The sequence below is a fragment of the Anaerocolumna sp. genome (genome assembly GCF_032079385.1).
Classification (GTDB): domain Bacteria; phylum Bacillota; class Clostridia; order Lachnospirales; family Lachnospiraceae; genus Anaerocolumna.
On the sequence record NZ_DAMAUC010000010.1, the window covers coordinates 8,951 to 30,194 of the forward strand.

The window sequence follows — 21,244 nt, forward strand, 5'->3', positions numbered from 1 at the left end:
AACAAACATATTGCTTTTTTCATAGAGCAAACACAAGAGAAAGCATTTTTTGATATGAAATGGACAATAGAAGCTATAGTAAACATAGTTGATAATGCAATTAAGTATACTCCCGATTCCGGTAGGATTACCATTAAAACAACCGCCTATGAATTATTTTGCCGTATCGATATTGCAGATAATGGAATTGGAATAGATAAATCTGAGTTTAATAAAGTATTCACACGGTTCTATCGCTCACAAGCCGTTACAGAACAAGAAGGTGTCGGTATTGGCTTGTATCTTGCACAAGCCATCCTTTTAGCGGAAGGGGGATATATCAAAGTGGCTTCAAAAGTAGGAGAGGGGTCTGTCTTTTCTGTTTTCTTACCAAGATACAACTAAATCTTTCAAAACTGTTAGATTTTAGAAAGAATCTAGAAAGATTCTTATGATATAGTAAAAACGTAATGAGGAAAGCACAAGCTTGCTTGGGATTTCAGAATGGAGTGCCAGGATCATGAACAGGTTTTATGTTCATGATATAGTAAAAACGTAATGAGGAAAGCACAAGCTTGCTTGGGATTTCAGAATGGAGTGCCAAGATTATGAACATCCATTACGTTCGTGATACGTCTATGTGTAAACAAAGTTTATGCATAGATTTTTTAATGAATGGATTTAGCTGTTAAAGGGGATAAGAGAAAGCAAGAACACACCTGTTATGCAGGTGGCAGAATTAAGAAAGGCAGGGTTAAATAATATGATAATTCTTGAAACAAATAATTTAAAAAAATACTATGGAACAGGCGAGAATGTGGTGAAGGCTCTGGATGGAGTAAATATACAAGTTGAAAATGGTTCCTTTGTTGCCATTGTAGGTACATCAGGAAGCGGCAAGTCAACTTTGTTACATATGCTTGGGGGACTGGATAGACCAACGGAGGGAAGCGTAGTAGTGGACGGAAAAGATATCTTCTCTTTAAAAGAAGAAGAACTTACTATATTCCGCAGGAGAAAAATCGGATTTGTATTTCAAAACTATAATCTGGTACCGGTTTTAAATGTATATGAAAATATTGTTTTACCAATAGAATTGGATGGAAATAAAATAGATAACTCTTATGTGAATAAAATTATTCAAACCTTAGGCTTGGAACAGAAACTACAGAATCTTCCCAATAATTTATCAGGAGGGCAGCAGCAAAGAGTTGCCATTGCCAGAGCCCTGGCTTCAAAGCCTGCTATAATCCTGGCAGATGAACCTACCGGCAATCTGGACAGCAAAACAAGCCTGGATGTTATAGGACTTTTAAAAGTTACCAGTAAGCAGTTCGGACAAACTATTGTAATGATAACCCATAATGAAGAAATAGCGCAAATGGCGGATTACATTATCCATATTGAGGATGGAATCATAATGAAAAACTAAGTAATGGTATGATTCTGAATACAATATAAAAGCTATTAAGCGCTGGAATCGAAGCTAAGTTGAATAGATTATTTCGTCTGGCAATTTGCGTCGGAGTACAAAATTGCCTTCATTATAAAATGGTGCTAAAGCACCGGAATTGAGGTTATTATGTTAAATGTAGCAAATAAAAAAATAATCAGAAAGTTATCCTTTCGCAGTTTTCATTCAAATAGAACCAGAAATATAATCGCGTTAATTGCCATTGCACTAACGACTATATTATTTACATCCATATTTACCATTGCTATCTCCATGAATTATTCCTGGCAGCAGCAGACTATGAGAATGGTAGGCGGCTCTTCTCATGGGGGATTTAAGTATATAACGGAGGAACAGCTCAATAAGTTAAAAAATCATCCCTTAATAAAAGAATATGGATGTTCTCTAATGTTATCCATGCCTCTGGAAGCACCTTTTCATAAACATCATACAGAAATTCGTTACAGTGATGATAATGGGGCAAAAATGTTTTTCTCCTATCCCACAACCGGGCGGATGCCGTCAGAGGTGAAAGAACTGGCTACGGATACCAAAGTACTGGATTTGCTGGGGGTACCCCATGAACTAGGTCAAAAAGTAACTTTTACGTATCCTCTTGGAAACAAAAATATAACCGATACATTTACACTATGTGGATTTTGGGAAACAGATGAAACCATGCTGGCAAGTCAAATCTGGCTTTCTAAAGAGTATGTAGAAGAAAAATTAGCCTCTTATGACGCCAAAAGTGATTTAAGATGGGGTGATAATATTATTGGCACCTGGTCTTTAGACGTTATGTTTAAGAACAGCAGAAATATAGAGAAGAATCTTAGTATTGTGGCGAAAGATAAAGGTTATGACATTTCTGACAGTACTTCTGAGAACTTTCTCCATACAGGAGTTAATTGGGCATATACTTCCACGCACTTAAATTCTTCCGATAGAATGCTTACCTTATTTGCACTTGCCATGATTATGGTTCTCGTTGTTCTTACGGGATATTTAATTATTTATAATATTTTTCAAATATCCATATCCAATGATATCCATTTTTATGGATTATTGAAAACCATAGGAACAACTTATAAGCAGCTAAAACGACTAATTCGAAATCAGGCATTAATGCTATCGTTGCTAGGTATTCCAATTGGTTTAATAATTGGCTTTTTTATTGGCAATACCCTGACTAATGTTATTATGAGTAATATGACGAATACCAGCACTTATGTTACCTTCAATCCATGGATATTCATTGGTTCAGCCTTATTTTCCTGCATTACCGTACTTATCAGCACCAGAAAACCAGGTAAAATGGCTGCATCTGTCTCTCCAATGGAAGCGGTACGGTTTGTAGACAAAAGTGCAGTAAAGCAAAAAGTGAGGAAAACAAAAACCGGTTCTAAAGTGTACCGGATGGCTCATGCTAATTTAATGCGAAATGGTAAAAAAACTATTTTAGTAATTCTTTCACTGTCCCTTAGTGTAATTCTATTAAGCGGTGTATATACTTTTGCAAAAGGATTTAACATGGATAAATTTTTAAGCAAATTTGTGGTATCTGATTTTATAGCAGGTCATTCAGATTATTTTAAAAGTTATTTTTGGAATGACGAACAAAAAGTTACAGAATCCTTTATCTCCGCCATTCATGAGCAGGAAGGCATTACCGAAGAGGGAAGAGTATACTATTATACAGAATTAGCATCTGTTTTACAAACAAAGAAAAATTATATGGATTTTTTAAGTGGCTGGCCCGAAGATCATCTTGATTCTGATATTCTTAATAAAAAGGATGAAGATTTGGTAGAGATGAGTCTGGATCTTTATGGTTTGGATGAACTTCCAATGAAGCATTTAAAACTTGTAGAAGGCGCAATTGATTCGGAGCAAATGAATCAGGAACATGGAATCATTCAGATTATTTCAGATGATGATTATGGGAATCCCTTTATGTATCAAGCTCTTTATGACATTGGTGATAAGGTAAGCATTCACTATATTACCGACTATACCATTGATGATAAGGGGGTATTAACTGGAAATAATGGTTTTGACATGGAATATAAGGTGGTAGCTACCGTAGTTATGCCTAATAATATTTCTGTTCGGCGTTTTGGAAGTCTAAGTTTTGCACTAACCTCAGATACGATGAAAGAAGATATGAAAACCATCAACTATAATAAAGATGCATTTAGTATCATGAATTATATGATAAATGTTGCTCCTGAAAAGGAAAGCAAGTTGGAATCATTTATAAAAGATTACACAAGTAATGAGGAACCAGGTATGGATTATGAATCCAAGAGCACCTACATAAAAGGATTCCAATCTTATCAAAGCATGTTTATATTAGTAGGAGGAATATTAAGTTTAATCATAGGATTTATAGGAATTATGAACTTTATTAATGCAGAGCTGACAAGCATCATGTCAAGAAAAAGAGAACTTACTATGTTGAACAGTATTGGTATGACAGGAAAGCAGATAAAGAGAATGCTTGTAATAGAAGGGCTGTTCTATGGTGGAAACACCATTGTTATATCCTTATTTATAAATATACTGGTAGGATTTTTACTAATCCGACAACTGGAAAGTTTACTATGGTTTTTTCAATATCATTTTACTTTGATTCCAATATTAGGTGTATTGCCAATATTTATTCTTTTAGGAATAATAATACCTCTTTCTGCTTATAAAGCTACCGGCAAACAAAGTATTGTGGAACGCTTGCGTGAGGTGGATTAGAAAACCGTGATGATTTATAAAACGGCATTTTTAAAAGGTTATATATATTAAAAAACTGTCATTATAATGTTATGCTGCCCCATATAGGATTTATTATATTTCAAGGTGCTATATGGGGAGCAGCATATTAGAATGACAGTTTTTTAAGTTTGCCTTATGGAAATGATATTTTATCTTTTTGTAACAGCTTCATAGGTTTCATTTACTTTACAAATATCATTGATCCAATCTTAGCTGTAACAGGTTTGGATTTAATCCATTCATTTGTACATGTATCATCATAATAAAACATGGCTTTTTTACTTGGATCACTGCCGTTAAGAGCTTCTTTAGCAGCTTTTATTGCGTCACTAGATGCAGGATTATTGATGTAGCCATTTTCAACTGGTGTAAATTGATAATATCCTCCGGCTACATGGTTAATAACGGAGGATATGGTGTCTGGCCATTCTGCGCTTTTAACACGATTAACTACAACGGCACCAATTCCAACCATTGCATTGTATGGTTCACCGGTGGCTTCGGCAGTTATTAATCTTGCTAAAAGATCAAGCTCATCCTGGGTATAAGATATGACTGCTTTTGCCGGAGCGGCTTTTGCTGTACTGGAAGAGGAACTGGCAGTATTTGAAGTTTTACTTGCCGGTATAATTAATTTTCGTCCTGGTATAATTAGATCATCCCACTTATGGTTTGCTTTTCGTAATGAGAAAAGCTTTACATTGTATTTTTTTGCGATTGAATAAAGGGTATTACCTTTTTGAACAGTATGTAATTTCGCAGGGACATCTAATACTTGACCAGAATAAATTTTATCGGATTGTAATTTGTTTTTTGTCTTTAGTGTGCTTATGGAAGTTCCAAATAGATTTCCAATCTTATAAAGAGAGTCGTTTTTTACCACCTTATAATTGGCTGCAAAGGCAGTTGTTTGTGATAGGGTTAACGATAGAAGAACTCCTGCAATAAGAGTCTTTCCTTTATTTAATTGTTTCATATGTACCTCCTTCTGCTATAAAAAACATACACTTTTTATAACTTATGGTTGGGTTTTTAAACTTCCTTTCTATTGTAAATGATAATTCCTTGGTAAATCTATGCTATATTATTGGTAAGAGAGGTAAAAATGCTCAATTTGAAGTTGCTGAATGCCATATTGTATTAGTATTATGTACAAAACATATACTTTTGTAATAAAGAATAAGTGTGAAAGGAAATCTTGGACATAATAATTCTTCTTATTGTATATTCTTTTTAAGAGTGTTACAATCTATACTATTAGAATATGGAAAGGAAGTAATAAATGGTAAACCGTAAAAAACTGTCCAATGGCATTACTGTAGTTTTAGAAAAAATGCCATATTTAAGAAGTGCAGCTTTTGGCCTATGGGTGAAAGTTGGTTCTTCTGACGAAAATGATGATAATAATGGTATTTCACATATAATTGAGCATATGCTTTTTAAAGGCACTAAAAATCGAACTGCAAAGCAAATTGCAGATGACATGGCAAGAATAGGAGGAGATAGTAATGCGTATACCAGCAAAGAATGTACCTCCTTTTATGCTGTAACCTTAGATGACCATTTACCAAATGCAATTGAAATTATTGGAGATATGTTAAATAATTCTCTGTTAGATGAAAAAGCTTTGGAGAAAGAGAAGGGGGTTATCATAGAAGAAATAGATATGTATGATGACTCACCGGAAGATTTAGTCCATGAAATGCTTCAAATGAAAGTATGGGAACATCATTCCCTTGGCTATCAAATCTCCGGAAGCAAAAAGACCGTAAGGTCTGTGACCAGAGAACAAATTCTAAGTTTTATGGAGCAATATTATGTATCAGGGAATATGGTAATATCTGTTGCAGGTAATTTTGAAGAAGATTATATTATGGAATTATTGGAGAAACATTTTTCGGGTATAAAGAAAGGACCCAGACAACCGGAATGTTCTTCTCCGATTTATCGTCCTACTATATATACAAAAGAAAAGGATGTAGAACAGCTGCATCTGAATATAGCTTTTGAGTCTGTTCCTGCAGATGCAAAAGAAAAATACGCCTTAACTATTCTTAATTCTGTATTTGGTGGAAGTATAAATTCCAGACTGTTCCAGATTATCCGTGAGAACCATGGTTTAACGTATACCATCTATTCTTATGGAAGTGCCTATAAAAAGGCCGGTTTATATCAGGTATACGGTGCAATGAATCCAATGCAGCTGGAATCAGTAATTCAATATACCTTTGAAATCATTGAAGATATAAAGGCAAATGGAATAACAGATGATGAACTGCTTATGACAAAGGAGCAAATAAAGACAGAATTAATTCTAGGAAGTGAAAGTGCCAAGAACAGAATGAACAGCAATGGTAAATCCATTCTCTTTAAAGATTATGTCACACCTTTAGAAGAAACTATAGCAAAAGTTAATGCAGTGGATAAGAAAGAAGTTACTGACTTTGCAAAGAGATATTTAAACAGAGAGAATTGCAGTTTTTCATTAGTTGGTAATCTAAGTAATATAAATATTGGTAAAAGTATATAATACTAAACTCCGATAAGAAGCCTTAGCGAAAAATTGCGGAAAATACATGCAAGAAAGCTTTTCCGAATTTTGGTGGCTTATAATTGGAGTTTAATTTAAAGAACAAAAGAAAGGTGAGGAACATGAATAATTATCACATTAATACTAAGTGCATTCAAGAGGGTTATGTGCCAAAAAACGGAGAGGCAAGAGTGCTTCCCATATACCAAAGTACAACGTTCAAATACGATTCCAGCGAACATGTTGGTAAATTATTTGATTTAGCAGAATCCGGGTTTTTCTATTCCAGATTGGCAAATCCTACAGTAGATGCAGTAGAACAAAAGATTGCTGCATTAGAAGGCGGCATAGGAGCAATATGCACTTCCTCGGGACAAGCAGCTAGTACCCTTGCAGTACTTAATATCTGCGGTGCAGGTGATCATATGATTTCTTCCGCAGCTATTTATGGCGGAACCAGTAATTTATTTGCGGTTACTATGAAAAGAATGGGAATTGATGTTACTTTTGTAAATCCAGACGCTTCGGAAGCGGAGATCCAAGAAGCTTTCCGTGAAAATACAAAATTAGTATTTACAGAAACTCTTGCCAATCCTGCTTTAGTAGTTGCAGATATTGAGAAGTTTGCAAAATCAGCACATAAAAATGGTGTACCGTTGATAATTGACAATACATTTGCTACCCCTATTAATTGCAGGCCAATTGAATTTGGTGCAGATATTGTAGTACATTCTACTTCCAAATACATGGATGGTCATGCCGTAGCACTTGGAGGAGTTATTATAGATAGCGGAAACTTTAACTGGGATAATGGTAAATTTCCCGGACTAACCACCCCTGATGAATCTTATCATGGTATGGTATACACTAGGGACTGTGGAAAATCTGCATATTTAGTTAAAGCCAGAGTTCAGCTTATGAGGGATCTGGGATTCACTCCATCACCAAATAGTGCTTTCCTATTAAATTTAGGTTTGGAAACCCTTCACCTTAGAATGGAACGTCATTGCAGCAACGCATTAGCTGTAGCAAAATGGCTGAAAATAAATGATAAAATTGCCTGGGTAAATTATCCGGGACTGGAAAGCAATAAATATTATCCTTTGGCTAAAAAATATATGCCAAATGGAACTTGCGGAGTTATTTCTTTTGGAGTAAAGGGCGGAAGAGAAGCAGCTGTTAAATTCATGGATAGTTTAAAACTGGCGGCTATCGTAGTCCATGTAGCAGATGCCAGAACCAGTGTTTTACATCCGGCCAGTACAACCCACCGCCAATTATCCGATGCTCAGTTAGTAGAAGCCGGAGTTACTCCGGACTTAATTCGTATGTCTATTGGTATTGAGCATGTGAACGATATTATAGCTGATTTAGAGCAGGCGTTGGCACAAATATAAAGGTTAGTGTATTAACGCACCTACGCTTTGCCTGATATAGGTTATTCAAACCAACGAGAGTATGGGATGCTGTGTAGTGATATCACACAGCATCCCATACTTTCGTTGGTCAAGGTGGTCTTATGAGTGCAAGACTACATTAAAGATTTACAATAAGAATCAAGTTTTGAGATTGATACTATTTGAAGCTGGAGAATGCGCCCTGTTTCTTTTTTTGGTATATATCATATCACATCTTGAATAACTTAAAATATTATTTTATAAATAAAAATCCATTATTCTTATTTACGAATCTTTTTAATCCTTTAATAAATAATATTATATATTTTCCATATAATAAGCAGGTATATTGATAAGAATATGAGAAAGGCTTGGTAAAAGTATGGGATATGTTAAAAGCAAAGAATACGATAGCGGCATGGATTCAAACTTTGATAAAAATTTTTATAATCACAACGAGATTGATGCTCAGAACAATAGGAGTAATAATCGTAATACTAATTCAAATCTTCAAGAGGATGTCGAAGATAACAATAAAAAACCAGATAAAGGGAGTAAAAGAAGTAATGATAAAGGTCCTGACCCTGATTCTGTGGATAATAATGATAGAAAAATTCAACAAGAAAAAGAGCAGAAAGAGAAAGAAGAACTGGACGATGACAAGATCAGACAATTTGGTCAGACAACCCTCGTAAATGAACAACGGAAGTCTAAAATACATTTACTTTCTGTAATTGGTGAAATTGAAGGCCATGAATGTCTTCCTCAACATAATAAAACAACAAAATATGAGCATGTTTTACCACAATTAGCAGCCATTGAAGACAGCGCAGATATTGATGGTTTGCTGATTCTTATTAATACAGTAGGCGGAGACGTGGAAGCCGGACTTGCCATAGCGGAGATGATTGCTTCTTTAAGCAAACCAACTGTTTCCTTGGTACTAGGCGGAAGTCATTCCATCGGTGTTCCTCTTGCGGTATCTTCCAACTACAGCTATATTGTGCCTACTGCGACAATGATTGTGCACCCGGTTCGTATGAATGGAACTGTAATAGGTGTATCGCAAACCTTTGAATACTTTGAAAGAATTCAGGACCGTATATTAAGCTTTATTGTGAATCATTCCAAAATTAATAAAGAGACTTTAAAAGGACTGATGCTGAATACCAGTCAGCTGGCGAAAGATGTAGGCTCTATCTTAGTAGGAAAAGAAGCAGTAGAAAAAGGTATTATTGATGAAGTGGGCGGTATTAAAGAGGCTTTAAATAAATTATATGAACTTTCGGGCAGATCTTAGGTAATATTGGAAGGTTTGAGGGTTATGATGTAAGAACAGAAAGGAGATTCATATGTTATATACGGTTATGCCATTAGAACGAATTTATAGTAATAGAGCGCAAAGTATATTAGGTAATGGGACAGGGGAAGAGAAAGTGAAGGGCAGTGAGGAGACGGAATATCGTACTGTTTCTTTAGCCCATGGCAGTGTTTATGCCAGAAGGGAAGGAGATAAATATATAGTGGATGGCATTCATTCAACGGACATGAGTGATTATCTGAATCCCTCCTATTTTCCTGGTTCCTCTATAAATGTATAACTGGTTTTTCCATCATTTATATAACGTATTTTTAACTTGGAAGAAAATATTCCTTCAAGGAAATGGTAAAAAAGTATGATTCTGAGTATTGCAGAAAATAGAGTAAAAAGCACCCGCCAGCTAGTATTTATCAGGAATGGCGGGTTTTCTGTTTTGTCACAATTATTCTGTATCTCATAAATGGTTTAAAACTGGCTCTTAAAATTAAACTGGTTTTATGGTATAATAAAAAAATATGATGCGGAGAGGTATAATAATATAATGCCGAATAAAAATATGCTGTTTATTTAAAGAACAAATATGAACTTGCAGCTTTGGAAGGCAAAACCAGTACACCATCTCATAAATTCATCCCTGTATTATTCCACCAGATTAGTACGATCGGTAAAAATCACTTGTCTTCACTGCAATACCCACTGACCCTATTCTGGACGAATTTGTTATAGATAGAATCATTTCTTTACTGCAATCGTATTCTGCACAACATTCATCACAATAAAACACATCGACCCCAGTGCAGTAAAAGTCCCTATAAAAGATAAAAAGGAAACATATATTAATTTAGTTAATTGTAAGGAAACATATAAAAGTGCCAGCAATTATTTGAGACAAACATTCAGTCTTACATATGAAATGAAAAAGGTAAATGTTTATACTTTATATAGTTTAACCTCATCGGGGAAGCTACCGCTTTTGGAAGAGTGGGTAAGACTTGCCCGTTTCAGCAGGAGTTCAAGATTCTGATGAAATACCACATAGTGGCAATGAGGTTATGAGCAAGCAGTGTAAGCGGAAAAACTAGCCCGTCGGAAAAACTAGCCTGTCAGTAAAACTAGGTTGTCAGCAAAACTTACCTGACACCAAAACTTGCTTGACAGCGAAACTTGCCTGTCAGCAAGTGGGAATATCCGATTTGACTTGATAAACACAGAGGAGGAGCAAGGAAGATGTTCAAAGAGTGGAAAGGTAAAAAGAGGAGCGCAAAATCTTTTTCCAGACGTATCATAAAGGTCTGGATATTTGGGATTGCAGTTCCTCTTCTTATTGTGGAAGCATTGATCCTATGGCAGTTCTACAGGATTAATCATAACGATGTTGATAAGGAGATTGAAAACAGCCTGAACATGGTATCGAACAATATAAGCGTTCTGATGAAAAGTATGAATTCCATATCCTGGCTTCTGGAAGCCGACGGTACGGTAGGAAAAAACCTGCATCTTTATTTTGAAGAGGAAAATACTGTAAAAAAAGGAGACCTTCTTATTTACCTGCAGGAACAGATTGCCAACTATGAAGTGGCGAATCCGTCTATCGGCAACCTGACTTATATCTTTCTTTCCAAGGACCGGAAAATGCCTGAAAAGATCAATCAGTCATCCCTGGCAAACGGAGAGCTTCCGGAGGAGAAAGATTATTTATGCAAATGGAAGAATGTTACTTTTTATGGCCCTCATCCTTCCAAATCAAAGGCGGGGTCTTATCCCTGTCTTTCCCTTCTGCGTTCTTATAAAATCGATCAGAAACGTGGAAATATTTATATCTATCTGGAATCTGGCTACAAATATTTTCAAAAACTGATTCCAGAGGGGATTATGGGAATGGATACGGTTTTTCTCATTGAATCTGAAAACGGAGCGACCATGTACTGCTCGGATGAAAACCTGGTGCCCCTTTATTCCCGAACAGATGATTATCTGAATAACCTTACGGTAAACACACACCGTTACAAAGCATATGAAAAAACGGAGGAAGGCGGCTGGAAGATTCATTTATGGGTTCCGGTAAAGGAATATTACAGACAGATTTATGGCATGGCCTTGAATTTTGGCTTTGTTACAATACTGGCGGTTATCGTATGTATTTTTGTTTCCATTATTCAGTGGCGGAGTATTTACCGACCATTTACCCGGTTTGAAAAAAAGCTTCAGCTGATAGCGTCGGACAATGATGTGGAAACGAAAGTGGAGCAGATGAATATCCAGGAATTTGACGACAGCTTTGCGCTATTGGAGAAAATGAAAAAGAATATTCTTCTTCTGCTGAACCGGGTACAGATAGAAGAAAAGCGGCGTTCAGAGCTGGAAATAAAGGAAGTACTGGGTAAAATAAATCCTCATTTTCTCTACAATACGCTGGATACCCTGAAATGGTATGCGGCGGGAAAAAGCGACAAGGAAATGGTACATTTTATTACAGCTCTTAACCGGCTGCTTTTGTATAACATGTCCAAAACCACGGAAACTACCCTGAAAAGTGAGCTGGATGCTGTAAATGCCTATATTGTATTGCAGAAATTGAAGTATGATATTGATTTCCAGGTGGATACCGGAAAACACAAGGAAATCCTTCAGGCGGATATGCCCCGGTTTGTTTTACAGCCTCTAGTGGAAAATGCCATTCTGCACAGCGGATCCAATCGAGGGAAAATAGGGATCGAAGTAGAGCTTCTGGCAAACGGGAAAATAGCAATTTTAGTTAAAAACGACGGAATACCTATCAATCCGGAGAAAATTAAAGAGGTTCTTCTACAGAAAAATGATATTTCTTCCAATGGAATCGGCCTGCAGTACGTGGTGCGTATGCTGGAAAACCGGTTTGGGGATGAGTTTGAGCTGAAAGCGGAACGTACCGAAGACGGAATGAATGTGGTAGAAATCAGGATCCCCTTTGAGGCGGAGGAGATTGTTAAAAAGTCTGATACATTCGGAGAGGGGGCATCAGGAAAATGATAAAAGTATATGTAGTTGATGATGAAAAGCTGGTACGTCACGGAATTATCGGATTGATTGACTGGGAAAAGTATGATATGAAGGTGGTAGGAGACTCGGGAAGTGGGGAGGAAGCCGTGGAGTTTATAAGGAAAGAGGAAGTAAATCTCCTTTTCTCTGATTTAGAGATGCCCGGGTTATCAGGAATACCGTTTCTCCGGGAAGTAAAAGCAGTCCGCCCTGACATGCAGGTTGTTGTTCTTACCATGCATCAGGAATTTGAACTGATTCAGCAGGCACTGCGAATTGGAATTCTGGATTATATCACCAAAGCACAGATTGAAGAGGAAAATATAGACGCACTAATGCTCAGCGTGAAAAAACGTTATCTTGAGACAATGCATCATTCCCAGCTGGGAGAAAGAAAAATAACAAGTAATGAAGTCTATATCTGGGAGACGGAAGGAAAAAAGGAGTTGGAAGAGGCGGTAATGCTATTGGAAAAGAGCCGCTTTCCCTTTGAACCATTAAGTGAAAATCATCTTACTTTTTCCGGAGAATGTAATATTATCCGCTTAAAATCTCTCATTGAAGAATATGGAGCAGAAAAATCGTCCCTGCTGGAATTAAAGCAGGTCAAGGGTATTCCTTATGATCAGCTGGAAGATATTCTGCAGACTGTGATGAAGAGGAGACTATTTGCAGATTGTCGTCCTGGCTGCTTTACCTATATCTACATCTATCCTGAACTTTTGAATGTTAAACCAGGTGTTTCCAGAAAGGAAATTACACAGCTGAGCATGAAAATGGAATTCATGGTTAATGGAGACTGCTATGAAAGTGGTATGGAAAAAATAAAGTATGCAGATCTGTCTTTGGAGGAAAGAATTGCTGTCTTTTACCGTTTCAATCTGTATTGGTCCGAATTTTCAGGTAAGGATTTTACCCATTATTTTGAAGAGGTGGGCCATTTTCAGTGGTGGTATCAATGGCGGGAATGGTTTGATGAAATCCGGCGCCTGGTTCTGAAAAAAATCGGAGAGACCAATGCAGAAATCAGCACTATGGAAGCCATTCATACTGCGATGAACTACATCAGAGAGCACATGGACAGAGAGATTGCGCTAGAAGAACTTTTACGTATGACCGGAATGAGTAAAAGTCATTTCTCCAGAAACTTCAAGGAAATTACCGGTAAAACTTTTGTGACTTATTTAAATGATATGAGAATCGATTCTGCAAAAAAGTACCTGATGGAAACAAAACAGTCCATATACTGGATTGCACGACAAGTAGGTTATGCCGATGAACATTATTTTAGAAGGATTTTTAAGGAAAGGACAGGAGAAAATCCCAAAGAATATCGTCAAAATTGCTAAGTAAAAATATACATAAATAGCTTTAAAAGACAATAGTGCCATAAAGGGGGATAATTGTATTTGGAAAAATAAGAAAATACAATTATCTCATAATTATGCACAAAAAAGCCTTAAAACACAAGGGAATTAAGGATATAATGATGTTACATATTAAATTAATAGATTAAGGAGGAAATTTTATGAAGAAGAAATTGCTTGCATTAGTGCTTTCAACAGTAATGATTGCCGGATCCCTTGCCGGGTGCGGGAAAAGTAAGCCGGCGGTAACGGAGACTCCAAAGCCTGCAGACAGCGGGACGACGGATACTCAGAAGCCTGCAGATAAGGACATTGCCGGTGAATCGTCAAAAAGCGTGGAGGAACTTCTACTGGAGCCTTATGCTGAACCCGTTGATATTCATGTTGTACTGCAGTACAAGGATTCTGAGGATCCCGACACCCCTGAGGGTGTTACGCCTGAGAAATCAACTGCGGTTAAGCTGTTGAAGGAAGAACTGAATATTAATCTTATTTATGACTGGGTAGTAAATGCGGACCAGTTTAAAGAAAAATTCGGTGCCGAGCTAGCAGCCGGAAACCTTCCTGATATATTTTTGTTAGAAGATCCTAATGATTTTGAGGATCTGGCAAGTCAGGGCGGCCTTGCGGATCTCACGGAATACTATGAGAAATACCGTAATGACGATTTGGACAGTATCTTTAATTATGACGGGAAGTTCATCAATGTAGGCAAGAGGGATGGCAAACTCTACGGTCTTCCTATGGGAACGGACCCGGCTCAGATGACCTCTCAGATGATTTATAATATGACACAGCTTGAAAGCGTGGGCATCACATCTGTGGATCAGCTTCCCAAAACCATTGAGGAGTTTGAAGCTCTCTGCGACAAGTTGATGAAAGTGGATTATGACGGAGACGGAAAAACAGGCGGTCCTGTTATTCCGGCCTGTAAGAATTATATGGATGCCCAGCTTGCGGATTTCCAACCCTTCTTCCATGCCTATGAAACATGGGCTGATGGCTGGTATGATAAAGACGGAACACTGCAATATGCGGGAATCGATGAAGGAATTAAGACCACTTTGGAAAAGCTGAATCAATGGTATAACAAAGGCTATTTCCAGAAGGATTTTGCAGCATATGATATCTGGGCAGCAGATTCACCCATTGTAAATGATATTGTGGCAGGAAAGTATGCTATTGTACCCGCTTCCTGGTGGGTTCCCAACTGGCCTCTCAACACCAATAAGGTAGAGCATCCAGAATCCAACTGGGTTATAGGACCTAATCTTTCACCGGATGGAAACCAGCCAACTATCATGATTGACCGTTATCCGGTAAACAAATTTGTAGTTGTAGGGCGAAACTGCAAGAATCCGGAAGCTATATTTAAGATGATGTACTGGTCTTTACAGGATACACTGAAGAAAAGTACCCCTGAATATCAGAGGGCTATGACAGAAGAACAGAAAATAGAGTGGCACAGTAATGTTTATACCTGGCTTCCTTACCGCATTTTCTCTCCAACCAGCCTTAGAACCAATTTCGAGACTATCAATAAGCTAGTATCTGAAGGCAAGACAGAGATAACCGAAGCGGAAGCAGCAAGAAACAATGAATTTTGGGGAGCCTGGGACAGATATCTTAAATATAAAGAGAATCCAAACGATGGTGTTGCCTGGGGAGTTTATTTCAGTCGTCTTGCTCCGGACGGAGGCGTTGCCAATATGATAAAGACTGTGGAAACTGCTGATATTATTTACGATGAGGTTTATATTACTACCCCGTCAATGGTATCCAGAAAAGCGGAACTTGATAAGCTACGTAACAATACCTTCTTAAGTATGGTAATGGGTGAAACACCTATTTCTGATTTTGACAAATTTGTGGAACAGTGGAAGGCACAAGGCGGCGATGAAATTGCAAAAGAAGTGAATGAATGGTATCAGAGTAACAAGTAAATTTTAAGATGCAGCCTTTAAAGGAATTATGCCATGTTTTACATGTATGCCATACCTGATATGTACACTATGTCAGATATGGCGGGTGAAAAAGGATTTTTCACTTCTTTGTAAAATATGGCATTTCCTTTGAGATAGGAAAGGAGAGACTGTCCGTGGCACAACTAAAGACTAAAAAAAAGAATAAAAAGAAAAGTCTGTACAGATCCAGGGAACTGCACGCCATGCTAATACCGGCGATGATATTTACCACAATATTTGCATATCTGCCGATTTTTGGCCTGGTAATGGCGTTCCAGGATTTTAAACCTCTGATGGGATTCAAGGAGTCTCCATTTGTGGGATTGAAGCAGTTCCGATATATTTTTACTATGCCTAGTTTTCAAAAGGCATTTGAGAATACAATGATTATTTCCTTTTTCAAAATCGTATTAAGTATTATGGTTCCTCTGGTACTGTCCCTTATGTTGAATGAGGTAACTAAAAGCTGGTTTAAACGTTCCGTTCAGACCATTGTTTTTATTCCATACTTTTTTTCATGGGCTATTCTGGCGGGAATGGTGTTGGAGATATTTGCATATGACGGTTTTATTAATAATACGCTTCTACATTTGATTGGTAGGGAACCAACGGCCTTTTTGGTAAGCAACAAATATTTCCGTACTATTATTATAGGTTCGGATGTCTGGAAGGGAATGGGATATAATACGGTACTCCTGCTGGCAGCAATCACTAATGTGGATCAGACTTTGTATGAAGCCGCCCAGGTGGATGGCGCAGGCAAGTGGAAGCAGGCCCTTAATGTGACCCTGCCGAGTATTTTGCCAATGGTAGCCGTACTGACGGTACTGGGATTGGGAAATATTCTGAATGCGGGATTTGAACAGGTTCTGATTATGTATAATCCTACCGTAGAAAAAACAGTGGATATTCTGGATACCCTGGTTTACCGGCTGGGTATGACCAGTCATCAATATTCAGCTGCTGCGGCCATGGGATTGTTTAAATCGGTTATCTCTCTGATTTTTGTAGGACCCAGTTACTGGATTCTCTATAAAAAAAGTGATTACCGTGTATTTTAAAGGAGGCGAGATAATTGAAGGTAAAACGTCCGGTATCTTATTATATATATCAGGTTTTTAATACTATTTTTCTGACTCTTCTGGCGCTGTCCTGCATCTTTCCTATTTTGCATATATTAGCTATGTCCTTAAGCAGCAGCAATGCTGCAATGGCAGGTCGTGTGGCCTTTGCTCCGGTGGAGTTTACTCTTTCAGCTTATGAATATCTGCTGAAGAAAAAAGATTTCTTTCGTTCTGTAGGAATTGCAGGCATGAGGGTTCTTGTGGGTACGGCAATTAACATGCTGCTGATTATCCTGACAGCCTATCCGCTTTCCCGTTCTTCCAACCAGTTCAGGAAACGGACATGGTATATGACTTATTTTGCGATTACCATGTTCCTTGGAGGCGGATTGATTCCTACCTATATGGTTATTAAAAACCTGCATCTGCTAAACAGCTTTTGGGTATTGGTTCTGCCCTGCGCTATGAATATCTGGAATGTGATTATTATGATGAATTTTATAAGGGGACTTCCAAGGGCTGTGGAGGAGGCTGCGTATGTGGATGGAGCGAACCACTTTCAGACATTGTTTCGGGTTATTCTGCCAATGTCCAAAGCATCTCTGGCTTCCCTACTCCTGTTTTCCATGATTGGACACTGGAACGCCTGGTTTGATGGCATGTTTTATATGAATGACCCCAATAATTACCCTATGGCTACCTATTTGGCTACGCAGATTATAGGTAAAACCCAGAATATGACTAGTATGACGTCGGAACAGCTTGCTCTGCTTTCCAAATTAAGTGAAAAGACGGTGAGAAGTGCCCAGTTATGTATATCTATCGTGCCAATACTTGTGGTTTATCCGTTTCTGCAGAAGCTTTTCGTGAAAGGAATTACAGTTGGCTCCGTTAAGGAATAGTGATTGATATTATGTTTTATAACAAAAAAATAGAATAGTTTGAGGATGAGATTATGAGTTTTGCTGAGATAAAAAATATCAATGGAAGCCCTGCTCTGGTTATTGATGGAAAGGCCTGTCCTCCCATGGCAATGACCGCAAGATTCGATAAACCAGATTATATACGGAGTCTGGGGGAAGCGGGAATGAGAGTTTTCTTTCTGATGACCAATACGGACTGGCTGCGCCCGGGCAGGGATTATATGGATGAAGAAGGAGTGCAGCGTCATGAAATGAGTGGCATGGAAGCTTTTATAAAAAATGCCCGGACCCTTCTTTCACAGGTACCGGAGGCTTATATTATCGTGCGTATCGGTTTGCATCCTCCGGTGGAATGGATGGAGGAAAATAAAGAAGAATTGATTACTTATCAGGATGGAAGCCATGAACCGGCTATACTTTCCTCTGAGGTACATAAAGATGAGATTCCGGGAATGTATTCCTTTGCCTCTGAAAAATGGAAGACTGCGGTCGGAAAGGCTCTGAAAGAATTCTGCGATGAGGTGGATACTCTGCCTTTCGCAGACCGGGTAATCGGATATTTTCTGGCAGCAGGTGGAACTTCCGAATGGTATCCGGTAAATGACATTTGTGACAGGGAGAAAAAGAAATATGGGGATTTTTCCCCAGCGTTCCGTAAGTCTTATGGGGAATTTTTAAAAAAAAGGTACGAAACGGAAGAAAACCTTAAAAAGGCCTGGAAGAAAAAAGAAGCTTCTTTTGTAAATCCCATTATTCCCAATGTGGAGGAGCAGTATTTTATTTTTATGGAAGAGGGCATCATGGATGCCATGAAGTACTACGAAAGTGCGGAGCGTATCATTGGAAAAGCCATTGATATGGATGGGGAAAAACCAGCCAATCTGGGGGTATTCCTTAACATGGAGGATTACCGCTATGTGGCAGATTTCTATGATGCATTCCATGAGGCCACGGCGGAGGCTATTATCTATTTTGCAAAGCTTTTGAAGGAGCGTTATGAGGGAAAAGTGGTAGGTGCTTTTTACGGTTCCTATGGATGCACGGATTTCTTCAACAGCAGTACCGCCACATCCACCCTTCCCATTCTGGATTGCGGTTATGTGGACTTTCTGGCGGCGCCCGGGGTCTACAACAATAGAGAACCCGGCGGTTATGTGGCTCAGAGGGAAATGCAGGATTCCTTCCGTCTGCGTGGACAGATGTTTGTGGCGGAGGAAGACAGCAGAACCCATCTGGAAGACACTTTCTACAGGGATGCCATGGGGCTGTATGATATAAGAGACAGTCTTGTGACGCTGAAAAGGGATTTTGCCAGGGTTCTTTGTGAAGATATTTATGCATGGTGGTTTGATCAGCACCCGGAGGGGGGCAGATATCAACATGAGGATATCTATAAGCTGTTCCAGCGGCAAAAAGAAATTGCAGAATATGCTTACACTCTGGATCGCCGCAAGGTAAACGAAATTGCTCTCATATATGATCAGGAAAGCTGCCATACAGTTTCCATGTATACCAATATATTGATGCTGGATTACTACAGAACCTCTGATCTGGCGAGAATCGGAGCACCTGTGGATTATTATTTTCATAATGACTGCAGCAGGGAAGATATGCCGGATTATAAGCTCTATGTGATGATGAATGCTTTCTGTCTGACAGGCAGGGAAAGAGAAGCTATTATTAAAAAGGCCCAAAAGAATCATGCGGTTGTGCTCTGGCTTTATGCCCCGGGCTTTATTAATCCGGAGGAAGAAAAGGTGATGTGCAATGAAAATATAGAACAACTTACCGGATTCAGGACCAGGCGGATAGATCATACCTGCTCTCCCTGGTTTAAGATAACTAACCTTTCCCATCCGGCGGTGCGCTATGGGGTAGAAGATCGCAGGTACGGCTATATTGACAGGGATGTACACAGTAACGTATGGCTTGAAAATGTAATCCGTCCCCCTTATATGAATCCGGGCTTCTATATTGATGATCCGGATGCTGAGATTCTGGGAACCTATTGCGAGATGGGGGTTCCGGCCTATGCCCTAAAGGAAATGGACGGCTGGACCAGTGTATACCTGGCACCCCAGATTTTAAGGGCCGAGCTGCTTTCTTCTCTGGCTGAATATGCGGGCTGCCATCTTTACAATAAAGAGGATGATGTCCTTTATGCCAATAAGAATTTTGTGACCATTCATGCTTCCTATAAGGGAAAACATACAATTTATTTTAAGCAGCCATGCAGCCCTTATGAAGTATATGAAAAGCAGTATTACGGGCATAATGTGACAAAGTTGGAGCTTACCATGCGCATGGGAGATACGCTCATGTTTTCGCTGAATGGTGTAGTCTGATGATGAGGAGTGTGAATGGAAAATGGCACGTAAATTCAACAGCTATAAACAGTGGTATATTGCAGGAATAATGGTTTTATTTGTTAGTGTCATGATTGTCATCACAGGATTCGTTTTTTCAAAAGAGAACCGTCAGGATTATAATATAGCAACGGTAAACGGTGTTCAGATTCATGTCAATGAATTTCTAAAAGCAATTCAGGCAAATAAAGTCCAGGTCACCGACTATTTTCAAAATAAATATAAGGCACAACAGTCGGATTCTTTTTGGAGTACGCCATACGGAGGAGAAATTCCGCAGGAGGTGATAAAGAAGAAAGCGCTGGAAGATTGTGTGAGCATTAAAGTTCAACAGATGATTGCAAAGGAGCAGGGAGTTATGTCGGATATCAGCTACAAAGGTTTTTTGAAAAGCCTGAAAACTGAAAACCACAGGAGAGAAAGAGCAATCAAAAATAGCCAGGTCATTTTCGGACCTGTTCAGTACACAGAGGATGCTTATTTTGAATATGTGATGAGCAATGGGGTATTGGAGGTCAAGAATAAGTTGATGGAAAATGACTGGAAGCCGGATGAACAGCAATTGAAACAGTTTTATGAAACGAAAAAAAGCATATTGTACCAAGCAATGCCATCCGTTAAGGTACAACAAATAACCCTTTCATTTCTGGATGAAGGGTGGAATCTGGATGAACAGCTTAAAACAGAGGCAAAACAAAAAATGGATTCTGCTTTGACAAAGATTTTATCCGGGATTTCATTGGAACAGGCAGTAAAGGAAATGGATAAGAATGTACAAGTTACCGAGCAACTATATAGCTTTAGTAATTACATCCATGTGGCAAGAAGTCCGGTTGCTCAAGCCGTACAAAATCTTGGACAGGGAGAAGTTGGAGGGGTAATCGAAGAAAATGGCTGTTTTTATATCATCAAATGCATTGAAAATGTAAAGGCTGACTCAGGAGAGCTATCATTTGATGAGGTTAAAGACCATGTTATAAAAGACTATATCGATAATAAGTATGAGGAGTATGTTCATAAACGAATATTGGAAGCAGAGATTATTTTGAATGAAGAAGAGTACAGAAAATTTGAGATGTAGAGCCAACATGGC

General features: G+C 38.3%; 15 protein-coding genes. 14 read left to right on the plus strand and 1 reads right to left on the minus strand.

Annotated elements, in window-relative coordinates; all coding sequences use genetic code 11:
* The 3 genes from RT261_RS09540 to RT261_RS09550 form a co-directional block, all read left to right on the plus strand.
* A partial coding sequence (locus RT261_RS09540) for a sensor histidine kinase (protein ID WP_313132097.1) occupies nucleotides 1-384 on the plus strand: 384 nt, incomplete at its 5' end.
* Between the two features lie 358 nt (nucleotides 385-742).
* Nucleotides 743-1,411, plus strand: coding sequence for an ABC transporter ATP-binding protein (locus RT261_RS09545; RefSeq protein WP_313132285.1), 669 nt, complete (start codon nucleotides 743-745; stop codon nucleotides 1,409-1,411).
* A 150-nt stretch (nucleotides 1,412-1,561) separates the two neighbouring features.
* Nucleotides 1,562-4,180 carry an ABC transporter permease gene (locus RT261_RS09550; protein WP_313132098.1) on the plus strand — a complete coding sequence of 873 codons (2,619 nt, stop codon included), beginning with the start codon at nucleotides 1,562-1,564 and terminating at the stop codon, nucleotides 4,178-4,180.
* 202 nt (nucleotides 4,181-4,382) lie between these two features.
* Here the strand turns inward: RT261_RS09550 and RT261_RS09555 are convergent, their stop codons facing one another.
* Nucleotides 4,383-5,177 carry a cell wall hydrolase gene (locus tag RT261_RS09555; RefSeq protein ID WP_313132099.1) on the minus strand — a complete coding sequence of 265 codons (795 nt, stop codon included), beginning with the start codon at nucleotides 5,175-5,177 and terminating at the stop codon, nucleotides 4,383-4,385.
* Between the two features lie 306 nt (nucleotides 5,178-5,483).
* Between RT261_RS09555 and RT261_RS09560 the strand changes: the two genes are divergently transcribed.
* The 11 genes from RT261_RS09560 (at nucleotide 5,484) to RT261_RS09610 (ending at nucleotide 21,232) form a co-directional block, all read left to right on the plus strand.
* Nucleotides 5,484-6,731, plus strand: a complete 1,248-nt coding sequence (locus RT261_RS09560) for a M16 family metallopeptidase (RefSeq protein ID WP_313132100.1) — start codon at nucleotides 5,484-5,486, stop codon at nucleotides 6,729-6,731.
* Nucleotides 6,732-6,853: 122 nt separating this feature from the next.
* Nucleotides 6,854-8,128 (plus strand): O-acetylhomoserine aminocarboxypropyltransferase/cysteine synthase family protein, encoded by a 1,275-nt coding sequence (locus tag RT261_RS09565; protein ID WP_313132101.1) that lies wholly within the window; start codon nucleotides 6,854-6,856, stop codon nucleotides 8,126-8,128.
* 382 nt (nucleotides 8,129-8,510) lie between these two features.
* Nucleotides 8,511-9,428: a ClpP family protease gene (locus RT261_RS09570; protein ID WP_313132103.1), complete on the plus strand. Its 918-nt coding sequence runs from the start codon at nucleotides 8,511-8,513 to the stop codon at nucleotides 9,426-9,428.
* 52 nt (nucleotides 9,429-9,480) lie between these two features.
* A complete protein-coding gene (locus RT261_RS09575; protein WP_313132104.1) occupies nucleotides 9,481-9,729 on the plus strand; it encodes a YlzJ-like family protein in 249 nt (82 codons plus the stop codon).
* A gap of 947 nt (nucleotides 9,730-10,676) precedes the next feature.
* Nucleotides 10,677-12,458, plus strand: a complete 1,782-nt coding sequence (locus RT261_RS09580; protein ID WP_313132105.1) for a sensor histidine kinase — start codon at nucleotides 10,677-10,679, stop codon at nucleotides 12,456-12,458.
* The gene (locus RT261_RS09585) at nucleotides 12,455-13,816 is read left to right on the plus strand and encodes a helix-turn-helix domain-containing protein (protein WP_313132106.1); all 1,362 of its coding nucleotides are present in this window, start codon (nucleotides 12,455-12,457) and stop codon (nucleotides 13,814-13,816) included. Before RT261_RS09580 ends, RT261_RS09585 begins: the two co-directional genes overlap by 4 nt.
* Before the next feature lie 179 nt (nucleotides 13,817-13,995).
* Nucleotides 13,996-15,777: an extracellular solute-binding protein gene (locus tag RT261_RS09590; RefSeq protein WP_313132107.1), complete on the plus strand. Its 1,782-nt coding sequence runs from the start codon at nucleotides 13,996-13,998 to the stop codon at nucleotides 15,775-15,777.
* 155 nt (nucleotides 15,778-15,932) lie between these two features.
* Nucleotides 15,933-16,859, plus strand: a complete 927-nt coding sequence (locus RT261_RS09595) for an ABC transporter permease (protein ID WP_313132108.1) — start codon at nucleotides 15,933-15,935, stop codon at nucleotides 16,857-16,859.
* 14 nt (nucleotides 16,860-16,873) lie between these two features.
* Complete coding sequence (locus RT261_RS09600) at nucleotides 16,874-17,764, plus strand: carbohydrate ABC transporter permease (RefSeq protein ID WP_313132109.1); 891 nt, start codon at nucleotides 16,874-16,876, stop codon at nucleotides 17,762-17,764.
* Nucleotides 17,765-17,817: 53 nt separating this feature from the next.
* Nucleotides 17,818-20,130 (plus strand): hypothetical protein, encoded by a 2,313-nt coding sequence (locus RT261_RS09605; RefSeq protein ID WP_313132111.1) that lies wholly within the window; start codon nucleotides 17,818-17,820, stop codon nucleotides 20,128-20,130.
* Between the two features lie 22 nt (nucleotides 20,131-20,152).
* The gene (locus RT261_RS09610) at nucleotides 20,153-21,232 is read left to right on the plus strand and encodes a peptidylprolyl isomerase (RefSeq protein WP_313132113.1); all 1,080 of its coding nucleotides are present in this window, start codon (nucleotides 20,153-20,155) and stop codon (nucleotides 21,230-21,232) included.
* The last annotated feature ends 12 nt before the right edge of the window (nucleotides 21,233-21,244 follow it).

What these genes read in the sequence shown, in the direction of transcription:
- RT261_RS09545 (WP_313132285.1), top strand. Translation starts at nt 743, where the DNA reads ATGATAATTCTTGAAACAAATAATTTAAAAAAATACTATGGAACAGGC.
- RT261_RS09550 (WP_313132098.1), top strand. Translation starts at nt 1,562, where the DNA reads ATGTTAAATGTAGCAAATAAAAAAATAATCAGAAAGTTATCCTTTCGC.
- RT261_RS09555 (WP_313132099.1), bottom strand. Translation starts at nt 5,177, where the DNA reads ATGAAACAATTAAATAAAGGAAAGACTCTTATTGCAGGAGTTCTTCTA.
- RT261_RS09560 (WP_313132100.1), top strand. Translation starts at nt 5,484, where the DNA reads ATGGTAAACCGTAAAAAACTGTCCAATGGCATTACTGTAGTTTTAGAA.
- RT261_RS09565 (WP_313132101.1), top strand. Translation starts at nt 6,854, where the DNA reads ATGAATAATTATCACATTAATACTAAGTGCATTCAAGAGGGTTATGTG.
- RT261_RS09570 (WP_313132103.1), top strand. Translation starts at nt 8,511, where the DNA reads ATGGGATATGTTAAAAGCAAAGAATACGATAGCGGCATGGATTCAAAC.
- RT261_RS09575 (WP_313132104.1), top strand. Translation starts at nt 9,481, where the DNA reads ATGTTATATACGGTTATGCCATTAGAACGAATTTATAGTAATAGAGCG.
- RT261_RS09580 (WP_313132105.1), top strand. Translation starts at nt 10,677, where the DNA reads ATGTTCAAAGAGTGGAAAGGTAAAAAGAGGAGCGCAAAATCTTTTTCC.
- RT261_RS09585 (WP_313132106.1), top strand. Translation starts at nt 12,455, where the DNA reads ATGATAAAAGTATATGTAGTTGATGATGAAAAGCTGGTACGTCACGGA.
- RT261_RS09590 (WP_313132107.1), top strand. Translation starts at nt 13,996, where the DNA reads ATGAAGAAGAAATTGCTTGCATTAGTGCTTTCAACAGTAATGATTGCC.
- RT261_RS09605 (WP_313132111.1), top strand. Translation starts at nt 17,818, where the DNA reads ATGAGTTTTGCTGAGATAAAAAATATCAATGGAAGCCCTGCTCTGGTT.
- RT261_RS09610 (WP_313132113.1), top strand. Translation starts at nt 20,153, where the DNA reads ATGGCACGTAAATTCAACAGCTATAAACAGTGGTATATTGCAGGAATA.